Source organism: Pseudomonas putida S13.1.2, from assembly GCF_000498395.2.
Classification (GTDB): domain Bacteria; phylum Pseudomonadota; class Gammaproteobacteria; order Pseudomonadales; family Pseudomonadaceae; genus Aquipseudomonas; species Aquipseudomonas putida_Q.
The window spans coordinates 3,513,264-3,528,096 of the sequence record NZ_CP010979.1; the positions used below are offsets into that span (position 1 = coordinate 3,513,264).

Genomic DNA, 14,833 nt, shown 5'->3' on the forward strand with positions numbered 1-14,833 from the left:
GGGGGATGTTTCGAAAATCAATAATGCAAGGGTTATCGCCAAGCCCCGTATGCAAAGAACGCTCTGAGTACTGTAGCTGCCTGATTGCAGGTAGCTGAAAGCAGCTACCTCTGCGAAGAGGGTTCGGTCATCCTGGCTTGGGGACTGCATAACCCCTACTCTCGAAGGCAAAATAGCCCCGAGCATCACTGCTCGCCGGCGCATTTCATTACTCAGTATGAATCCCATTCACCTCCCCAAGCGCCTTTCAGCGTAGCTGTGAAGCACCTAGGGTGAGAAGAATCTGTCGGCTCACACCTTTGCAAGATGGAGTCAATGTGCCATCATCGAATCGATTGCCATTCGTCTCTAATATGGCCAAAGGATTAGAACTTTCGGCAGCATTTGCTGTGCCTCGCTTGACGCTTATGCCGCCGACGCTTACCCTCTCGCCCCTTAGAACAGGGAAGTGTCCGGAAAAATCCGTCTTAAATCGCCTGGAGGCGAGCCTTTCCTGAAGATGAATTCCGGCGTGCCTAGGCGCGCTGCATTGCTTTGCGGTCGCCATCTTGAAAGCTCGTTCGTCTCTACAGATTCAGAAATCGGTCATCTTCGCCCTCGTGCTTCGCGAGGCGCGGTCTCGCGTTGGCGATAGTCGCCTGGGAGCCTTGTGGCTGCTGCTCGAGCCCGTCTGCCACCTCCTTATCTTCTCTATCCTGTTTGCAATGCTCCGCACCCGCACCGTCGCTGACGTCGAGTATCCCGTATTCGTCTTAGTCGGCATGGCTCCGTTTTTGCTTTATCGAAATACGGCGTTGCGCTTGATGGATAGCTTGCGCGAAAACCGATCACTCTTTGGATACAAACAAATTAAGCCACTCGATACATATGTAGCGCGAGTGATAGTAGAAACATGCATTAGCGCAACTGTCTATGCCATTTTGGTATTTGGCTTTGCATGGTTCGGTTTTAACATGTCGGTGCACAGCCCCCTGCAATGGGTGATGACACTAACCTTGGGGCTTTTCTTTGCGTTTGGCTTAGGCATGTTTTTCGCCATGCTCACTCATGCGCTTCCGAGCATTAAAATAATTATCAGAATGGCATTCTTCCCGCTGTATTTTATCTCTGGCGTATTAATTCCACCCGCCTACCTACCCCCGGCGATGATGCCAGCACTTCTATTGAACCCATTCCTGCACCTGCTGGAACTTATTCGCGCCGAGGTTCTGCCGAATTACGTCCCAGTCGACGGCGTTTCCGAAGCTTATGTTGTCACAGTCACTGTAGTACTAATGTTCCTGTCGCTTGGCGCCTATCGCGCTCGCAGGATGCACCTCATTTCCACCAAGAACGGTTGAGTACGGGTCAAACGTGTTCGAGCTTAGAAACGTAACCAAGTCTTACCTTACACCTAATGGGCGAAGATACGTATTTCGTAATCTCACGCTGGCCATTCCACCAGGTAAAAACATTGGCCTGATCGGTCGAAATGGGGCAGGCAAATCTACACTAATGCGTCTGCTAGGCGGAGCTGATGTACCAGACTCCGGAAGCATCGTGACCGACCGAAGTATTTCTTGGCCTGTAGGCTTGACTGGCGGATTCCAGGGCAGCATGACCGGTCGTGACAACATAAAGTTTGTGTGTCGCATTTACGGCGCCGAGGGCGAGTCCATGCGTGAAAAAATCCGTTTCGTCCAAGAATTTGCAGAAATTGGCGACTGGATTGACGAACCAATCAAAACGTATTCATCCGGCATGCGCTCCAGAGTCGCATTCGGGCTTAGCATGGCTTTCGATTTCGACTATTACCTAATCGATGAAGTTATGTCTGTCGGCGACGCCCAGTTCAAACGTAAATGTGCCGATGTGTTTGAAGAGCGATTGAAAAAATCCAACATTGTGCTGGTCTCACACTCGATGCCGGAAATCAAGAAACTATGCGACATCGTACTATTGGTTCGCGGTGGCGGAATCCATGTTTACGACGATGTCGATGAAGGCATCCAAGCCTATAACAGCTGATCAAACCCTTATTTAACTTTGCAACACCGTTACATATCAAGGATGCATCCATTATGAGCAGTTCGGGCAACAAGAAAGGCTGGGGACTGGCGATCGCCATGGTAATCCTGCCCATGGTCCTAGCGGCCGTTTACTACAGCGTTTTCTCCGTAGACCGCTACGTGAGCACCGCTCAGGTCGTAGTGCGCCAGGATGGCAACAACCAAGGTGCTCAGGTCCCCGGACTAGCCACCCTGCTTACCGGCACTAACCCTGCCTCGCGAGAAGAAACTCTATATCTGCGCGAGTACATCACATCCATGGACATGATGCTGCTCCTAGAGCAAAAAGTTCAATGGGTTGAAGCCTATGCAGCCCAGAGCAGTGATGTATTCTTCTGGCTGGACAAAGATGCTCCGCGCGAGGATCTGCTGAAGTACTACCAACGCTTAGTATCTGCGCATTACGACGAAACCACTGGATTGCTCCGGGTTGAGGTTCAAGCTTTCACCCCAGAGCTGTCAGAGACAATGTTGCGCACCATTCTTCAAGCAAGCGAACACTTTGTGAACGAAGTGAGTCACAATATTGCTCGCGAGCAAATGAAGTTTGCACAAGGCGAATTGGAAACTGCTCGAGTAAATTACTCGAAACGCAAAACCCAGCTGCTTAACTTCCAGAACGATAACAAGGTTCTCGACGGCGGCAACACTGCTCAAAATCGTGCAACCATTATCGCTGAACTGGAAAGCCAGTACACGAAAGAGCAAGCAGTGCTGACCGAAATGACCTTTAAGCTTCGTGGCGATGCTCCTCAGGTACGCCAGCAGAAGCAAAAAGTCGAAGCGATTACCCAGCAACTCGCCAAAGAGAAGCGTCTACTTGTCTCTTCCCCGCAAGGTTCGCAATTGAACGTAATTGCGTCGCGCTTTCAACAGCTTACGCTAGACGCAGGGATTGCAGAAGAAACATACAAAAGTGCCGTAGCCGCGCTTGACAACGCCCGGATCGAAGCGAGCAAAAAAATTCGGACGCTCGTCACTGTGGTGAGCCCAAACACCCCTCAGCTGGCACTGTATCCAGAACGCTTATACAACCTGGCAACCATTTTGCTTGGTTTACTGATGCTCTATGGCATTACCCGCTTCATCCTGGCTTCGATCGAGGATCATCGTGATTAAATTCCAGCCTGTGTCCAAGATGTTTAACCTAAAAGTGGCGGCACTGGCCTTGGCGACCTTTGGTCTTGCCGGTTGCGGCGGCACCATATCGGGGGCCGGCCCATACAAAGGCGAAATCGAAAGCAAGAATGAGGCGTACAATCTCGTCGACATTAATGCAAATACAATCGCCCCCTACATGCGCGGCGTTGAGCCCCCTCCTCTGGCGTCGGTGAGCAAACCAGTCTCGCCAGAGGTTCGCTTAATGCCTGGGGACACCCTGAACGTATTGATTGCCGATACGGCTCCGGAAGGATCCGCACTGTTCGCCCCCCTTGCGAGCGGTGGCACGCAACTAAAATCGCGAATTGACACTCAAGGCATGCTCTCCCTGCCCTATGTCGGACGACAGTTCGTCGGAGGGATGACGCTTAACCAGGTTGAGGACTTGATTCGCCGCCAGTTGAAGGGCATCACTACTGATGTTCAGACACATGTAGAGCTTGTTGGCGACCTATCTGGTTCTGTATTGGTCGCAGGCGCAGTTAAAAGCCCGGGGCGATTCAGCACCCTGCAGGGTCCGCTGACCTTGCTGGATGCAATCAACCAAGCTGGCGGTCCTGTGATTGAACCTCATCTGGTCAACGTCACTGTGCGCACCGGAAGTCAAGTTCAGCAGTTCAACTACGAGGATGTGCTTGCTGGCAACAACATGGTTTTGCGCCCCAACTCTGAAGTAGTGCTGGACAGAGCTCGTCAGCGTTTCGTAGCCATGGGAGCTGTCACTGAGCCTGGACTTAAGGATTTGCCTAGCCAACATACCACCCTACTGGATGCACTAGGAAGCGTTGGCGGTCTGCGAGAAGCCAATGCTAACCCTGAGGGTGTGTTCGTATTCCGTATGGCAAGCGGTGTAAGCAAGCCAACAGTTCTAAGGCTGAACATGCGCGATCCGGCCGCAATTTTCTATGCCCGCCAAGTAATGATCAAACCGGATGATACGATCTACGTTACCAATGCGGCAGTTTATGAGTGGCAAAAAGTCATTTCACCTATCGTTCAAACGATGATTCTTGGCCGCACCGTAGGCGTGTACCAGTAACCATTAACATCATTTCCGGCAGTTCAGCTGCCGGAATACAAACATTTTGACCCGCTCTCAGGAAGCGATGTATGGACCCTGCGATGAATGGAATCTACATATTAGTTGACCCGTTCAACCGAAAAGACAGTGGTGTCACCACATACACCCGCTATGCATCCGAGCAGCTAGCAACCCTTGGAGTGACCGTTAAGGTCATCGAAAAAACATTAGAAGAGACGCTTGAGGCTTTTCGCGTTCGCGTGCGCGACGAAGTCGAGCGGACTCCAAAAATCTTATGCGTCGAAGCTCCAGAGTCCCTTAGTAGCACGCGCCTTGTTGCCAGCAATATTCCGCTCCATATCAGACTTCATTGCTCCAGAAGCCTGGGGGCAGTTATACAAGGCTTACCCTTTAGCAAAGAGGAAGTGCATTTCGAGAAGATCGAAATTGAACGCTCAACCTACTTGAGCTCTCCCTCTTGGGCGTCATTTTTTGCCAGCAAAGAGCTATTTGGATTTAAGAAAACACCAAACGTTTTCCCAAATCCCGCCCCCTCGAATGCAACGCCACAGTTAGCGGCAAAAAAATATGACGTAACCTTTGTTGGGCGCTATCAAAAGCTAAAAGGCACCTCCGTTCTGGAGCAATTTGCCAGCGACCTTCCCCATCTAAAATTCGCCATTGTGTGCCCACCAATCAATGAGGCACCAATAGCTAGCAATATGACCTTTTTAGATGGTACCTCCATGAGCAAGGATGAAATTTACTCGCTCTCAAACGTAGTAATCATTCCAAGCCTGTTCGAAACATCGTCAATGGTCGCCATCGAAGCACTGACCCGCGGTTGCCACGTAGTACTTTGGCAACACCTCGGCGTGGTCGAGTACTTCTCCAGCCTGGCGGAGCTAATCGCTGTCAAGCCCGGTGACACTAAGAAGTTTTCAAATAACATTTCGGAAACCTCTAAATTACCGAAAGCCGTTAAAAACTTTGGCCTTACAACCCAAATAAACCTAGCATTCAGAAATGGTCTCATGGAGACACTCAAAGGGGGAAAGAAGGTTTCTCTGACCACCAGGCCCGAAAAGCAAATTGAAAAATATCTAAAAACTCTGGTCAAAAGCCAACTAAAAAATATCATGAAGAAAAAACAGTCCCCCTTTGTTAAAAAAACAAAGAAGTTATTTCTGCATCCTATCGACTTTTTTCGCGACTCAACGGAAGCGAAATATATTAGAAGGAAGCTCCAGGACCGCCGATTGAAACGATTGGCAGACTTAAAGGTCGAATTCAAAGACCACCCAATAATCGCAGAGAAACCTGCGGCTCCCGTTACCGTCATAGTGAAATCCCCTACAGTGAAAGCCATAGTGGACAACGCCCAACCGAAGCAAAAAAAGGCAATTTTGGAAAATTACATTACTTCAATTAGCGATGAAAGTCGCATTGAGTTCAAAGTACGCCCTGCCAAACCCAAAGGATATGGGACAGCATTTCTTCACCAAAGCGATGTCGACCCCGAGATGGTTCTCTCCATTCTCGACAAGCTTAACACTTATGACGATTTCAAATATGTGAATACGGAAAGGATGCAGCTGGGCGTCTTTGACATCGCTGAAGATCAATCTCCGCTATCAATCATCAACCGTATTGATGCAAAGAACAAAGGCAACCTGGCAGAAATCAGCTTTTTGATCATGCTGAATGCACCTGCCAACCTGTGCTACGCGCTGAGATACTCAGGCACTGATCAGAGAGTCATTCTGATCAAGACCGAGGAAGACTTGGCCGTTGATCCTGAGGCAGTAGATGTTCTTATCACACTCTTCCCCGAGGAAGAGGCTGCAGACCTGAACCGTTTAATCACTCTCGAATCGGTTGACGACATACCAGTAGCCATCCGACGAGCGTTGCAGGAAGGGTTCCCCCGCAAAAAGGACATGCTGCTCCCAGTCCTTATCAGCGAAGACGCGGGGTTTGATAGATCTGAGTTTTTCAACTTTGATCATCGTTACTATCAAGGCATATTGAAAATTCGCCCGGTTGATCATACCGGATCAAATAATATGATCGATATTTATGAAGATCTCGCCAAGTCGACCGTAGGTTTTGCATTACTGGAATCGGTTTATATGAGGTATCGCTCACAATGCGAGGCCGTAGAACAAGGTGGTTCGCCTCTCAACCTCATTAAAGCTTGCTTGAAAGATGGAGTGATGATTGATGTCCAAGAAGTATAAGATAGTTCACATATCTCAGACGCCGCTGGTGGCTGCTCCCGCGAAGGTTGCGCTCGCCCAGCGTCTGATCGGTCATGATTCCATCGCTATTGCGCTCAACGACTATCCTAACAATGGGCCACTTTTTCAAAAGTTCATTGAAGATTACATTGTTGAGACTGAATTCACTAAGCCGCTGATTGATGCAGCCATTCGCGAAGCGGATATCATCCAGATTCATAACGACCTGCCGCCAGCTTGGGCTGAACGCTTGATTCACGCCAACCAAGCAGCAAAGTATTTTTACCAAGTCCACTCTCCCCTGAGAGAAGGGCCGCTTTATGTGCCTCGCCAAAATGACATTAACCTACCATTCCTGGCCAATTTTGTAGTAGGTCAATTCCAGCCGAGAATCCATAACAACCACATTTTTGTTCCTAACATCATTCACGATACGCCGATGGCCAGTATCAGGCAGAAAGGTGAGAAGCTTCGAGTTATCTTCAGCCCAACTCATCTTAGGCCAGGCCGCTGGAACAATAAGTATGTGGCAGAGCTTGAAACGGCGATGAACTCGCTTGTTAGCCTCGGCAAAATTGAAGCTGTTGTGCCTGACAAACCTGTTTCTCCAAAAGTTTTGATGGCGGTACGAAAGACGTGCCACGTTTCTATTGATGAGATTGCCACCGGCGGATTCCACCAGGTATCGGTTGAAGGCCTAGCAGCTGGCAACGTGACGATTAACAGAGCGGACTACTTCTGCAAGGCAGTATTTTCGACATTCGCCGAAGGCAACAAGCCTCCATTCCTCTATGCCACAGGTGAGTCGATCGCTGAGACGCTCCATGAGTTAGCGAATGACTGGAAGAAGACCGCTGAACTTCAAGAAGCAAGCTTGGACTACTTTAAGTCCTACTTGACCCCCGAAAAAATGGCTAGAGTGTTCGACAACGCTTATGAAAATTTTTAAATCCATCTCCGCTCTGAAGAACCGAGAAAAAGGCAAACGTGCATTTATCTTGGCAAACGGCCCCTCTATTCTTTCCGAAGACCTTTCTCTTCTAAAAGGAGAGGTGACCATTGGAATGAATGCCTCGACCATGCTGGAAGAACAGCATGGCTTCACCACTGACTACTATGTGCTCTCGGACAAGCGGTTCTTGACGCATCCAGAGAAAAGCCATTTCGGCACTACCGATCTTGACCCCAAGACAATTCGAATCCTCCGCGAAGAGCTTCGCGAAGTTGATGATAGAACTCTTCCGAACAAGAGCTATTATGTCCCAGCCCTTCAGCGGGACGGGTTCTCCCGAGATATTCGTGCCGGCTACTTCTTTGGCTGCACAACAACCATGCTGGCCATTCAGTTTGCATACTATCTCGGAGTCAAAGACATTTACCTCCTGGGCTGCGACCTAAAGTACACAGCCGAGTCACCGCGCTTTTACAAAGAAAGCAATCCGCAATTGGAAGATAGCTTTACAAGTATTCAGATCTGGAATATTGCAAACGCTAACGCAATCATGAACAAAGAAGAGAAACGCATAATCAACTGCAGCAAGGGCTCTTTCTTGCGCCCCTATCTAGATTATGAGGAATTCTCTTCGCTATTCGGGAAAAGGGTGGTAGCTGCATGAAATTCATGGAGAATAAGAATGAAGCTGCGTTGGCGCTAAGAAAGCTGTACCAACATAAAGCCAATACAACCATCGACAAAGCTCAATTTGAATCTTTAATGGAGAAAACTTCATACTTTGGATTCGTAGACATTGAGATTGATGACATCTTATTCTCCATGTTCAGCAACAACGATGATTTCGTTGCTCGCACTTACTTCTGGAATGGTAAGAATGCTTACGAATCCACAAGTCTTAAGCTTTGGACTGCGCTCGCAAAGCTTTCCTCGCATGTCATTGACATTGGCTCATACACCGGGGTCTATTCTCTAGCAGCAGCAAAAAGCAATCCCAAGTCTAAGGTCTTTGCCATAGAAGCTTTAGACCGGGTTTACTCTCGCCTGCTAGCAAACAAGCGCGCCAACGGGGCATCCAACCTCAAGTGCTTCAACATAGCGATTACTGATGGCAGTCCTGAAGTAGAGCTTTTTATTTACTCTGGTGAAGACATTCTCGTTTCTGGCTCGACCACAGTTGCTGAAGTGACTGACCGCTCACCGGTGGAAAGCAGGATTGTCCGGGCTACGAGCCTCGATAACTTTGTTCAGGACCACAATATCCCTAGAATTGAACTCCTGAAAATTGATGCTGAGGGTGCTGAGCACCTGATCCTAAGCAGTGCGCAAGGTATCATCGAAAAATCCAAACCAGACATTATCTGCGAACTGCTACCTACATCTGTAACTGAAAGTATTCATGCCTCGCTGAAGCCATATGGCTACAGATATTATAGAATATCGGAGTCATCTCTAATTCTGACTGAGAGTCGGACCCCCCCAGCCTCAATTGAGCCACCAGATTTCAACATTCTGATGACCACGATGAGCGCATCGGAATTAGAGCATGCACTTCCGTTTTTGACTTTCGAACATCTAGCTTAACGGGCGACCCCATACATGATCCAGATTTCTCAACATATCAAATGCTCCAACGAGAGCCCCTTTGTCCTCTTCGGCGGCATCAACGTTCTGGAGTCCGAAGACCTCGCTCTGACTGCTTGTGCTGAATATGTACGTGTGACCGAAAAGCTTGGCATTCCATATGTTTTCAAAGCCAGTTTTGACAAGGCTAACCGCTCCTCCATCCACTCCTATCGCGGGCCGGGCATGGAGGAAGGCCTGCGAATCTTCGAAAAGGTAAAATCTGAGTTCGGCGTACCTATCATTACTGATGTGCACGAGATTTATCAGGCTGCTCCTGTAGCGGAAGTTGTAGACATCCTTCAGCTACCAGCGTTCCTGGCTCGTCAAACCGACCTGGTCCTCGCTTTGGCAAAGACAGGGAAGCCGGTGAATATCAAGAAACCTCAGTTCTTGAGCCCATCGCAGATGCAGAACATCGTGCATAAGTTCAAGGAAGCAGGCAACGATCAGTTGATCCTTTGCGATCGTGGCTCGTGCATGGGCTATGACAACTTGGTAGTCGACATGCTTGGCTTCGGTGTAATGAAGCGCGCCTGTGACAACCTGCCAATCATTTTTGATGTCACTCATGCACTCCAGAACCGAGACCCGTCGGGTGCTGCATCCGGTGGTCGCCGAGACCAGGTAGTAGACCTTGCACGCGCGGGTATGGGCGTTGGCCTTGCCGGGCTTTTCCTCGAGGCACACCCCAACCCAGACCAAGCCAAATGTGACGGACCAAGTGCTCTGCCACTAGACAAACTGGAACCATTCCTCATGCAGATTAAAGCACTTGATGATCTGGTTAAATCATTCCCACCGCTGCAAATCTCGTAAGTAGATCTTAGGTAGCAAGGATTGTGAACATGCCAAGTTCTGAACAACGGGTCGCGATCGTTATTCCAGCCCGATACGGTTCGACACGCTTGCCAGGTAAACCGCTGGCCGATATTGCAGGCAAACCTATGGTGCAGCACGTTTACGAGCGTGCTCTTCAGGTTTCCAACGTAAATGATGTAGTCATCGCCACCGACGACGAACGTGTCGCAGAAGCGGTACGTGCATTCGGCGGTAGATACGTTATGACTTCACCGGATCACCCGTCTGGTACCGATCGACTAGCAGAAGTTATGCAGGAGGTGGATGCTGACATCTACATCAATCTCCAGGGGGATGAACCGCTAGTACGCCCGGCTGACATTGAATTGCTAGCCTCAGGCATGCTGGCCGACGCAGGAGTGAGCGTTGGAACTCTTTGCCACCCGATCGAAGAAGATGAGGCTCACAACCCCAATACCGTGAAGGTCGTGCTTGCCAACAACGGTAACGCACTCTATTTTAGTCGCGCGCCAATCCCGTATCCACGAGATAACGAAGCGGCTTCTTATCTGAAGCACGTTGGTGTCTATGCGTATCGCCGTGACGTAGTTGCAAAATACTCTGCGCTGCCTCAACCGATGATGGAGCATGCCGAGAAATTAGAGCAACTTCGTCTAATGGCTGCAGGCTATTGCATTCGAGCTTATATAGTTGAACCAACCGGACCCGGGGTAGACACGCCAGAGTGCCTAGAACAGGTAAGAGCCCTCATCACCGGTCAACAACCGACACCTAAACCGACGCTCAAAGATATCCGCTTAGTAATCACCGACGTGGATGGCGTTCTAACTGATGGCGGCATCTACTATGACGCTACAGGAGAATGCATTAAACGCTTCCATGTTCGTGACGGACTGGGAATGCGTATGCTGGAAGAGAACGGTGTTCGGGTTGCAGTGCTGTCGGGTCGTGACTCTGCTACCTTACGTAAGCGCGTGTCTGACTTAGGCATTAGCCTTTGCCAATTTGGTGTTAAAGACAAGCACAGTGCCTGTAAGCAACTGATGGATGAAGCAGGTGTAACCTCTGCGCAAACAGCATGCATTGGAGATGACAGTATTGACCTGCCAGCCTTCTTAGCTTGCGCCATTTCTTTCGCTGTAGCGGACGCTCCAGTTTACGTGAAAGCAGCAGCGACTCATACGCTACTGGCCAGCGGCGGAACAGGGGCATTCCGTGAGGTTGCAGATGCCATTCTTTGCGCTCAAGGTAAAGAAAGCGTACTCAGCACAGCGACAGGTTATGCGAAAGTAATGAGTGCCATGGCGCAGTAGCAAACCACATGAGGGAGAGTAATTATACTTTCCCTCATGCTCTAAAACCAAGCCAATAACAAACTGGCTTAGTCCATAGAACGCCCTTTCCCCCAGAAATCAATAATATCGAATAGTCGATATTTATTGATAGTGGTCTCGCTATGCCCACCGCCGGTAAACTCTCGGCTGTAGCAAATTTTTAAATCGGTAAGCGACCCAATAAGCTTATTAACGGCCGCCACATCGGCAGGATAATCACCGTGCTCAATGTGTATTTTTGGCTTAACGTCAAAACGATAGACGAAGTCATTTAAATCAACCCAAGTATCTCCAATCTCCCGGATTTGCCTCTCCCAGTTTTGCAAGGAGTGACGACGAGTACTTGAATAATCGATTTGGGGATTTATGGAAACCACACCTGCAACACCAAGCGTGAATCCAAAATAAAGCGCAGCATACCCACCCATGGAAGAGCCGACCATGTAGGTGTCCGAGGCCTTAAGCCCGCGCGACTCTAGCTGCTCAGTGATAAATTTAATATGCCTGATATACATGGAGGAGGTGCTGTCCCCCAGGTAGTAATGCTGAGAATCATCTTTGAAAATTATGTATAAATCTTCGGAGCCTTCCGAGTGACGCTCAAAAAACCATGACCAACGCTCATATTTACCGGGATTCATACTCGAAAACGAAATTACTGCTCGTTTTGGATTAGCCCCAGACATCACTAAAGCTTCAACACCATTCCGCTGAATTTCATATTTTGAAAAATCAACTTTGGATAAAGCTGCCTGCGACTGAGCCAATTCTGCCTGCTTTATATTCATATTATCTGGCGACTCAACGGCGTTCATCATGTCTCATCTCTTTAAAGATCAACTTAAACTGCACTACTCAAAGCGGATCTCAGCACCCTACTGCGCCCACCACTTCACTCACTTCGAATATAGATCATTATTCGAGGGTGGGAAAGCAGGGCGTTGAAATGAGCATGATGAATGCCGACAAAACCAGCATTTCCGGGGGGAAAATGCTAAGGCAGCGCACCGGAGCGTACGCTGCCAAGACACACAAATCCGTCTACAAAGGCGTAGCCCGGTCAGTCAAAAATCTCAACAACCCCCACAACAGCACCCTCAGCATCAGTCACAGCCAACGCCCGAATCTTGTTATCCAGCATGTAGGCTTCAGCCTCTGAAAGCTGAGAATCCTCGCGAATCGTATGCGGACTGGCCGTCATGAACTGGTCAACGGTAGCCTGAATAATACTCTCATCGTCCAGCAGCGCCCGGCGCAGGTCGCCGTCGGTGACAATGCCTACCAGTTTGTCATTATCCATCACCACCGCCATGCCCAAGCGACTACGAGTCATGACCAGCAAGCAATCATGGAAGCTGGTAGACGGTGCAACAACAGGTGCCGGCGAGTGCATGACGTCGCAAACACGGGTCAGCAGCTTGCGCCCCAGGCTGCCACCGGGGTGATAGCGAGCGAAGTCCATTGGTTTGAACTGGATAGCCTCAATCAGAGCGACCGCCAATGCATCACCCATGGCCATTGTTGCCAGAGTCGAAGTGGTCGGGGCCAGATTGTTCGGGCAGACTTCACGCTCAACCGAAATATCGAGCCAAATGTCTGCATGCTTGGCCAGTGTAGATTTGCCATTCCCCGTCATGGCAATGAACTTGTTACCGAACGACTTCAGACTCGGGATCAGCTTGATCAGCTCTTCGGTCTCACCGCTGTAACTGATCAGGATCAGCACATCGATTGGCTTGAGCATGCCCAAGTCGCCATGGAAGGCTTCGGCTGGGTGTAGGAAGAAGCTTGGGGTGCCCGTGGAGGCGAAGGTGGCGACCATTTTCTGGCCGATCAGACCGGACTTTCCCATGCCACAGACTACGGCGCGGCCTTTGCAACCGAGGATCAGTTCAACGGCACTCTGGAACTCGCCATCCAGGCGGTCGGCCAGTTGAGTAACGGCTTGAGCCTGGGCGATGAGGGCTTCTTTGGCGATGCTGAGGTGATTCATTTTCGTCCCTGACGACAGCAGATATATGCGAAGGCGCGAATGTTAAGGTTTTTGTAACCGGAAGCAAAGCACAAGGACCTGAGTCGTCAGTCAATCTGACTGGCGGACCCTACCGCTGAAGACTGAAAACACGCTGATTGCCGATCAGGGATGGCATAGTAACATCAATTGAACCCGCCTCTTCCGGGCTCGCCCTCGGCTAATTCCTTCCGCCCCAAAAAACTACTTGAGCTGGGCTGCTGATTCACGCTCCTCTACCGTGAGGCAAACGACAAGCCCTGCTCGTCTAAAACGACAGCCGTCGCACACCAGGGTAAATTGAGAGCGGAGGACGCTATCTCCGCTGCTGGCTTCTTAAGAATTCTGACATCCATCGCGCCCCCTAAACATCTGGGCATGCAGCCATCCTTCCCTTCCGAATCAATATCTTGTTGTAACTTTTCGTTGTACACAAAGCTCTCATAAAGCAGCATACCCCCCTTCACAGCTTCAATTGGACGTATGGCAGTGCCAACATGGATGTTATGAATCCTCCTACACGCCGGCACGTAGCCAGCAAAACATACTACCGCTGGCAAAGGGCCTCCCTCGAAAGGCATCTTCATGCTCTATCCCCCCAATGGGAAGGATGGCCGCTGGAGATCACGACCGAGGTGCTGGGCGGTAATGCGTCGTTCGTGAATTACGTGCGCCACCATCGGCTACTTGACCCTTGTACCGGACAACCTGTAGAGGTCGTAGAAAAGTCGATTCGCAAATTGGCGTTCATCGGTAGCCAAGAGGCGCGCTTTCATCGCGCAGCGGGCATGCTGACCGGCAGCCTACATTTTCAATATCCCGCCTGCCTGGGCGTTATTGAAACACCATGGGAAAGCTTGATCTTCACCGAGTTCGTACGCGGCAAGCCACCGCGAATGCACAAGATTGGCAAACAGCTGGCGCTAGGTATTGCAGAACTTGAGACGTTGAGCCATGACTATCTACAAGCACAGCCATTTGGAAAGGCACCTCTACTTTGGAGCATGGATTTCTTCAGGCCTTGGTTCCGTTTACGCCCACGCTTCAATTTTTCCCGGTGCTTGCCCGGATTGGTGAGCCTTGGGCTCGAAGACGAAAGGTTTGCCGGTCTTGCGGAGCGGTTCGAGGCGTTTGCGCCTTTGACTCGAAAAATGGCAACCGAAGCGCGGCGTACCCCTTGCTGCATCAGCCACATGGATTACCTGCAAAAAAACCTGTTCGTAGACAACGGCCAACTGCACCTGATTGACTGGAGCGAGGTAAAGGTTGGGCGGATTGGCTTCGATGGTGGGGCCTACTTGGGCAGCCTGTTCCGGCGCAAGGAAATGAAGGTATTTTTGGCAGCACAGGCCGAATTCATCGAGGCATACCGAGCGGCCCTGCCAGAGCGCTTCGATGTTGAGCAGGCGCTAGGAAACTTACGCTACGTCTTTCTACTCACAGCGCTGTTCCATTGCCTGCGCCCGGAGACCGTAGCTGAGTATCGGGAACGCGACCGGATGCCGTTACTGCTGGAGAAATACACCTACCTGCTGGGGTTGCTCGACAAGGGATGAATCGGCTTTTGCGCATGAAGCCACCCAGCTTCTCGGACAAGCCCGCGTATACATAAAGGCGCGTG

Annotated in this window: 13 protein-coding genes; 11 read left to right on the plus strand and 2 right to left on the minus strand. The window is 50.1% G+C overall.

Annotated elements, in window-relative coordinates:
• Positions 1 to 548 precede the first annotated feature (548 nt).
• From N805_RS15520 to kdsB, 10 genes are all read left to right on the plus strand, one after another.
• Positions 549 to 1,340, plus strand: a complete 792-nt coding sequence (locus N805_RS15520) for an ABC transporter permease (RefSeq protein ID WP_019471927.1) — start codon at positions 549 to 551, stop codon at positions 1,338 to 1,340.
• A 13-nt stretch (positions 1,341 to 1,353) separates the two neighbouring features.
• The gene (locus tag N805_RS15525; RefSeq protein WP_026034502.1) at positions 1,354 to 2,007 is read left to right on the plus strand and encodes an ABC transporter ATP-binding protein; all 654 of its coding nucleotides are present in this window, start codon (positions 1,354 to 1,356) and stop codon (positions 2,005 to 2,007) included.
• 53 nt (positions 2,008 to 2,060) lie between these two features.
• Positions 2,061 to 3,167 carry an ABC transporter permease gene (locus N805_RS15530; protein WP_019471925.1) on the plus strand — a complete coding sequence of 369 codons (1,107 nt, stop codon included), beginning with the start codon at positions 2,061 to 2,063 and terminating at the stop codon, positions 3,165 to 3,167.
• A 19-nt stretch (positions 3,168 to 3,186) separates the two neighbouring features.
• Positions 3,187 to 4,248: a polysaccharide biosynthesis/export family protein gene (locus N805_RS15535; protein WP_033692391.1), complete on the plus strand. Its 1,062-nt coding sequence runs from the start codon at positions 3,187 to 3,189 to the stop codon at positions 4,246 to 4,248.
• Between the two features lie 83 nt (positions 4,249 to 4,331).
• Complete coding sequence (locus tag N805_RS15540) at positions 4,332 to 6,470, plus strand: glycosyltransferase (protein WP_157222800.1); 2,139 nt, start codon at positions 4,332 to 4,334, stop codon at positions 6,468 to 6,470.
• The gene (locus tag N805_RS15545) at positions 6,454 to 7,419 is read left to right on the plus strand and encodes a hypothetical protein (RefSeq protein ID WP_019471922.1); all 966 of its coding nucleotides are present in this window, start codon (positions 6,454 to 6,456) and stop codon (positions 7,417 to 7,419) included. Before N805_RS15540 ends, N805_RS15545 begins: the two co-directional genes overlap by 17 nt.
• On the plus strand, positions 7,406 to 8,086 hold the full coding sequence (locus tag N805_RS15550; RefSeq protein ID WP_026034501.1) for a 6-hydroxymethylpterin diphosphokinase MptE-like protein: 681 nt from the start codon (positions 7,406 to 7,408) through the stop codon (positions 8,084 to 8,086). The genes N805_RS15545 and N805_RS15550 overlap by 14 nt, the downstream gene beginning before the upstream one ends.
• Positions 8,083 to 9,006 carry an FkbM family methyltransferase gene (locus N805_RS15555; RefSeq protein WP_019471920.1) on the plus strand — a complete coding sequence of 308 codons (924 nt, stop codon included), beginning with the start codon at positions 8,083 to 8,085 and terminating at the stop codon, positions 9,004 to 9,006. Before N805_RS15550 ends, N805_RS15555 begins: the two co-directional genes overlap by 4 nt.
• Before the next feature lie 15 nt (positions 9,007 to 9,021).
• Entirely contained in the window at positions 9,022 to 9,864 is an 843-nt protein-coding gene (gene kdsA, locus N805_RS15560; protein ID WP_019471919.1) for a 3-deoxy-8-phosphooctulonate synthase, read from the plus strand.
• A 29-nt stretch (positions 9,865 to 9,893) separates the two neighbouring features.
• Positions 9,894 to 11,180 carry a 3-deoxy-manno-octulosonate cytidylyltransferase gene (kdsB, locus tag N805_RS29940; RefSeq protein ID WP_080956814.1) on the plus strand — a complete coding sequence of 429 codons (1,287 nt, stop codon included), beginning with the start codon at positions 9,894 to 9,896 and terminating at the stop codon, positions 11,178 to 11,180.
• Between the two features lie 68 nt (positions 11,181 to 11,248).
• Here kdsB and N805_RS15575 read toward each other — a convergent pair whose 3' ends face one another.
• Together N805_RS15575 and N805_RS15580 are read right to left on the minus strand one after the other, a co-directional pair.
• On the minus strand, positions 11,249 to 12,019 hold the full coding sequence (locus N805_RS15575; protein WP_019471918.1) for an alpha/beta fold hydrolase: 771 nt from the start codon (positions 12,017 to 12,019) through the stop codon (positions 11,249 to 11,251).
• 242 nt (positions 12,020 to 12,261) lie between these two features.
• On the minus strand, positions 12,262 to 13,194 hold the full coding sequence (locus N805_RS15580; RefSeq protein WP_019471917.1) for a KpsF/GutQ family sugar-phosphate isomerase: 933 nt from the start codon (positions 13,192 to 13,194) through the stop codon (positions 12,262 to 12,264).
• A 515-nt stretch (positions 13,195 to 13,709) separates the two neighbouring features.
• Between N805_RS15580 and N805_RS15590 the strand changes: the two genes are divergently transcribed.
• Complete coding sequence (locus N805_RS15590; RefSeq protein ID WP_019471915.1) at positions 13,710 to 14,768, plus strand: phosphotransferase family protein; 1,059 nt, start codon at positions 13,710 to 13,712, stop codon at positions 14,766 to 14,768.
• Positions 14,769 to 14,833: the final 65 nt, after the last annotated feature.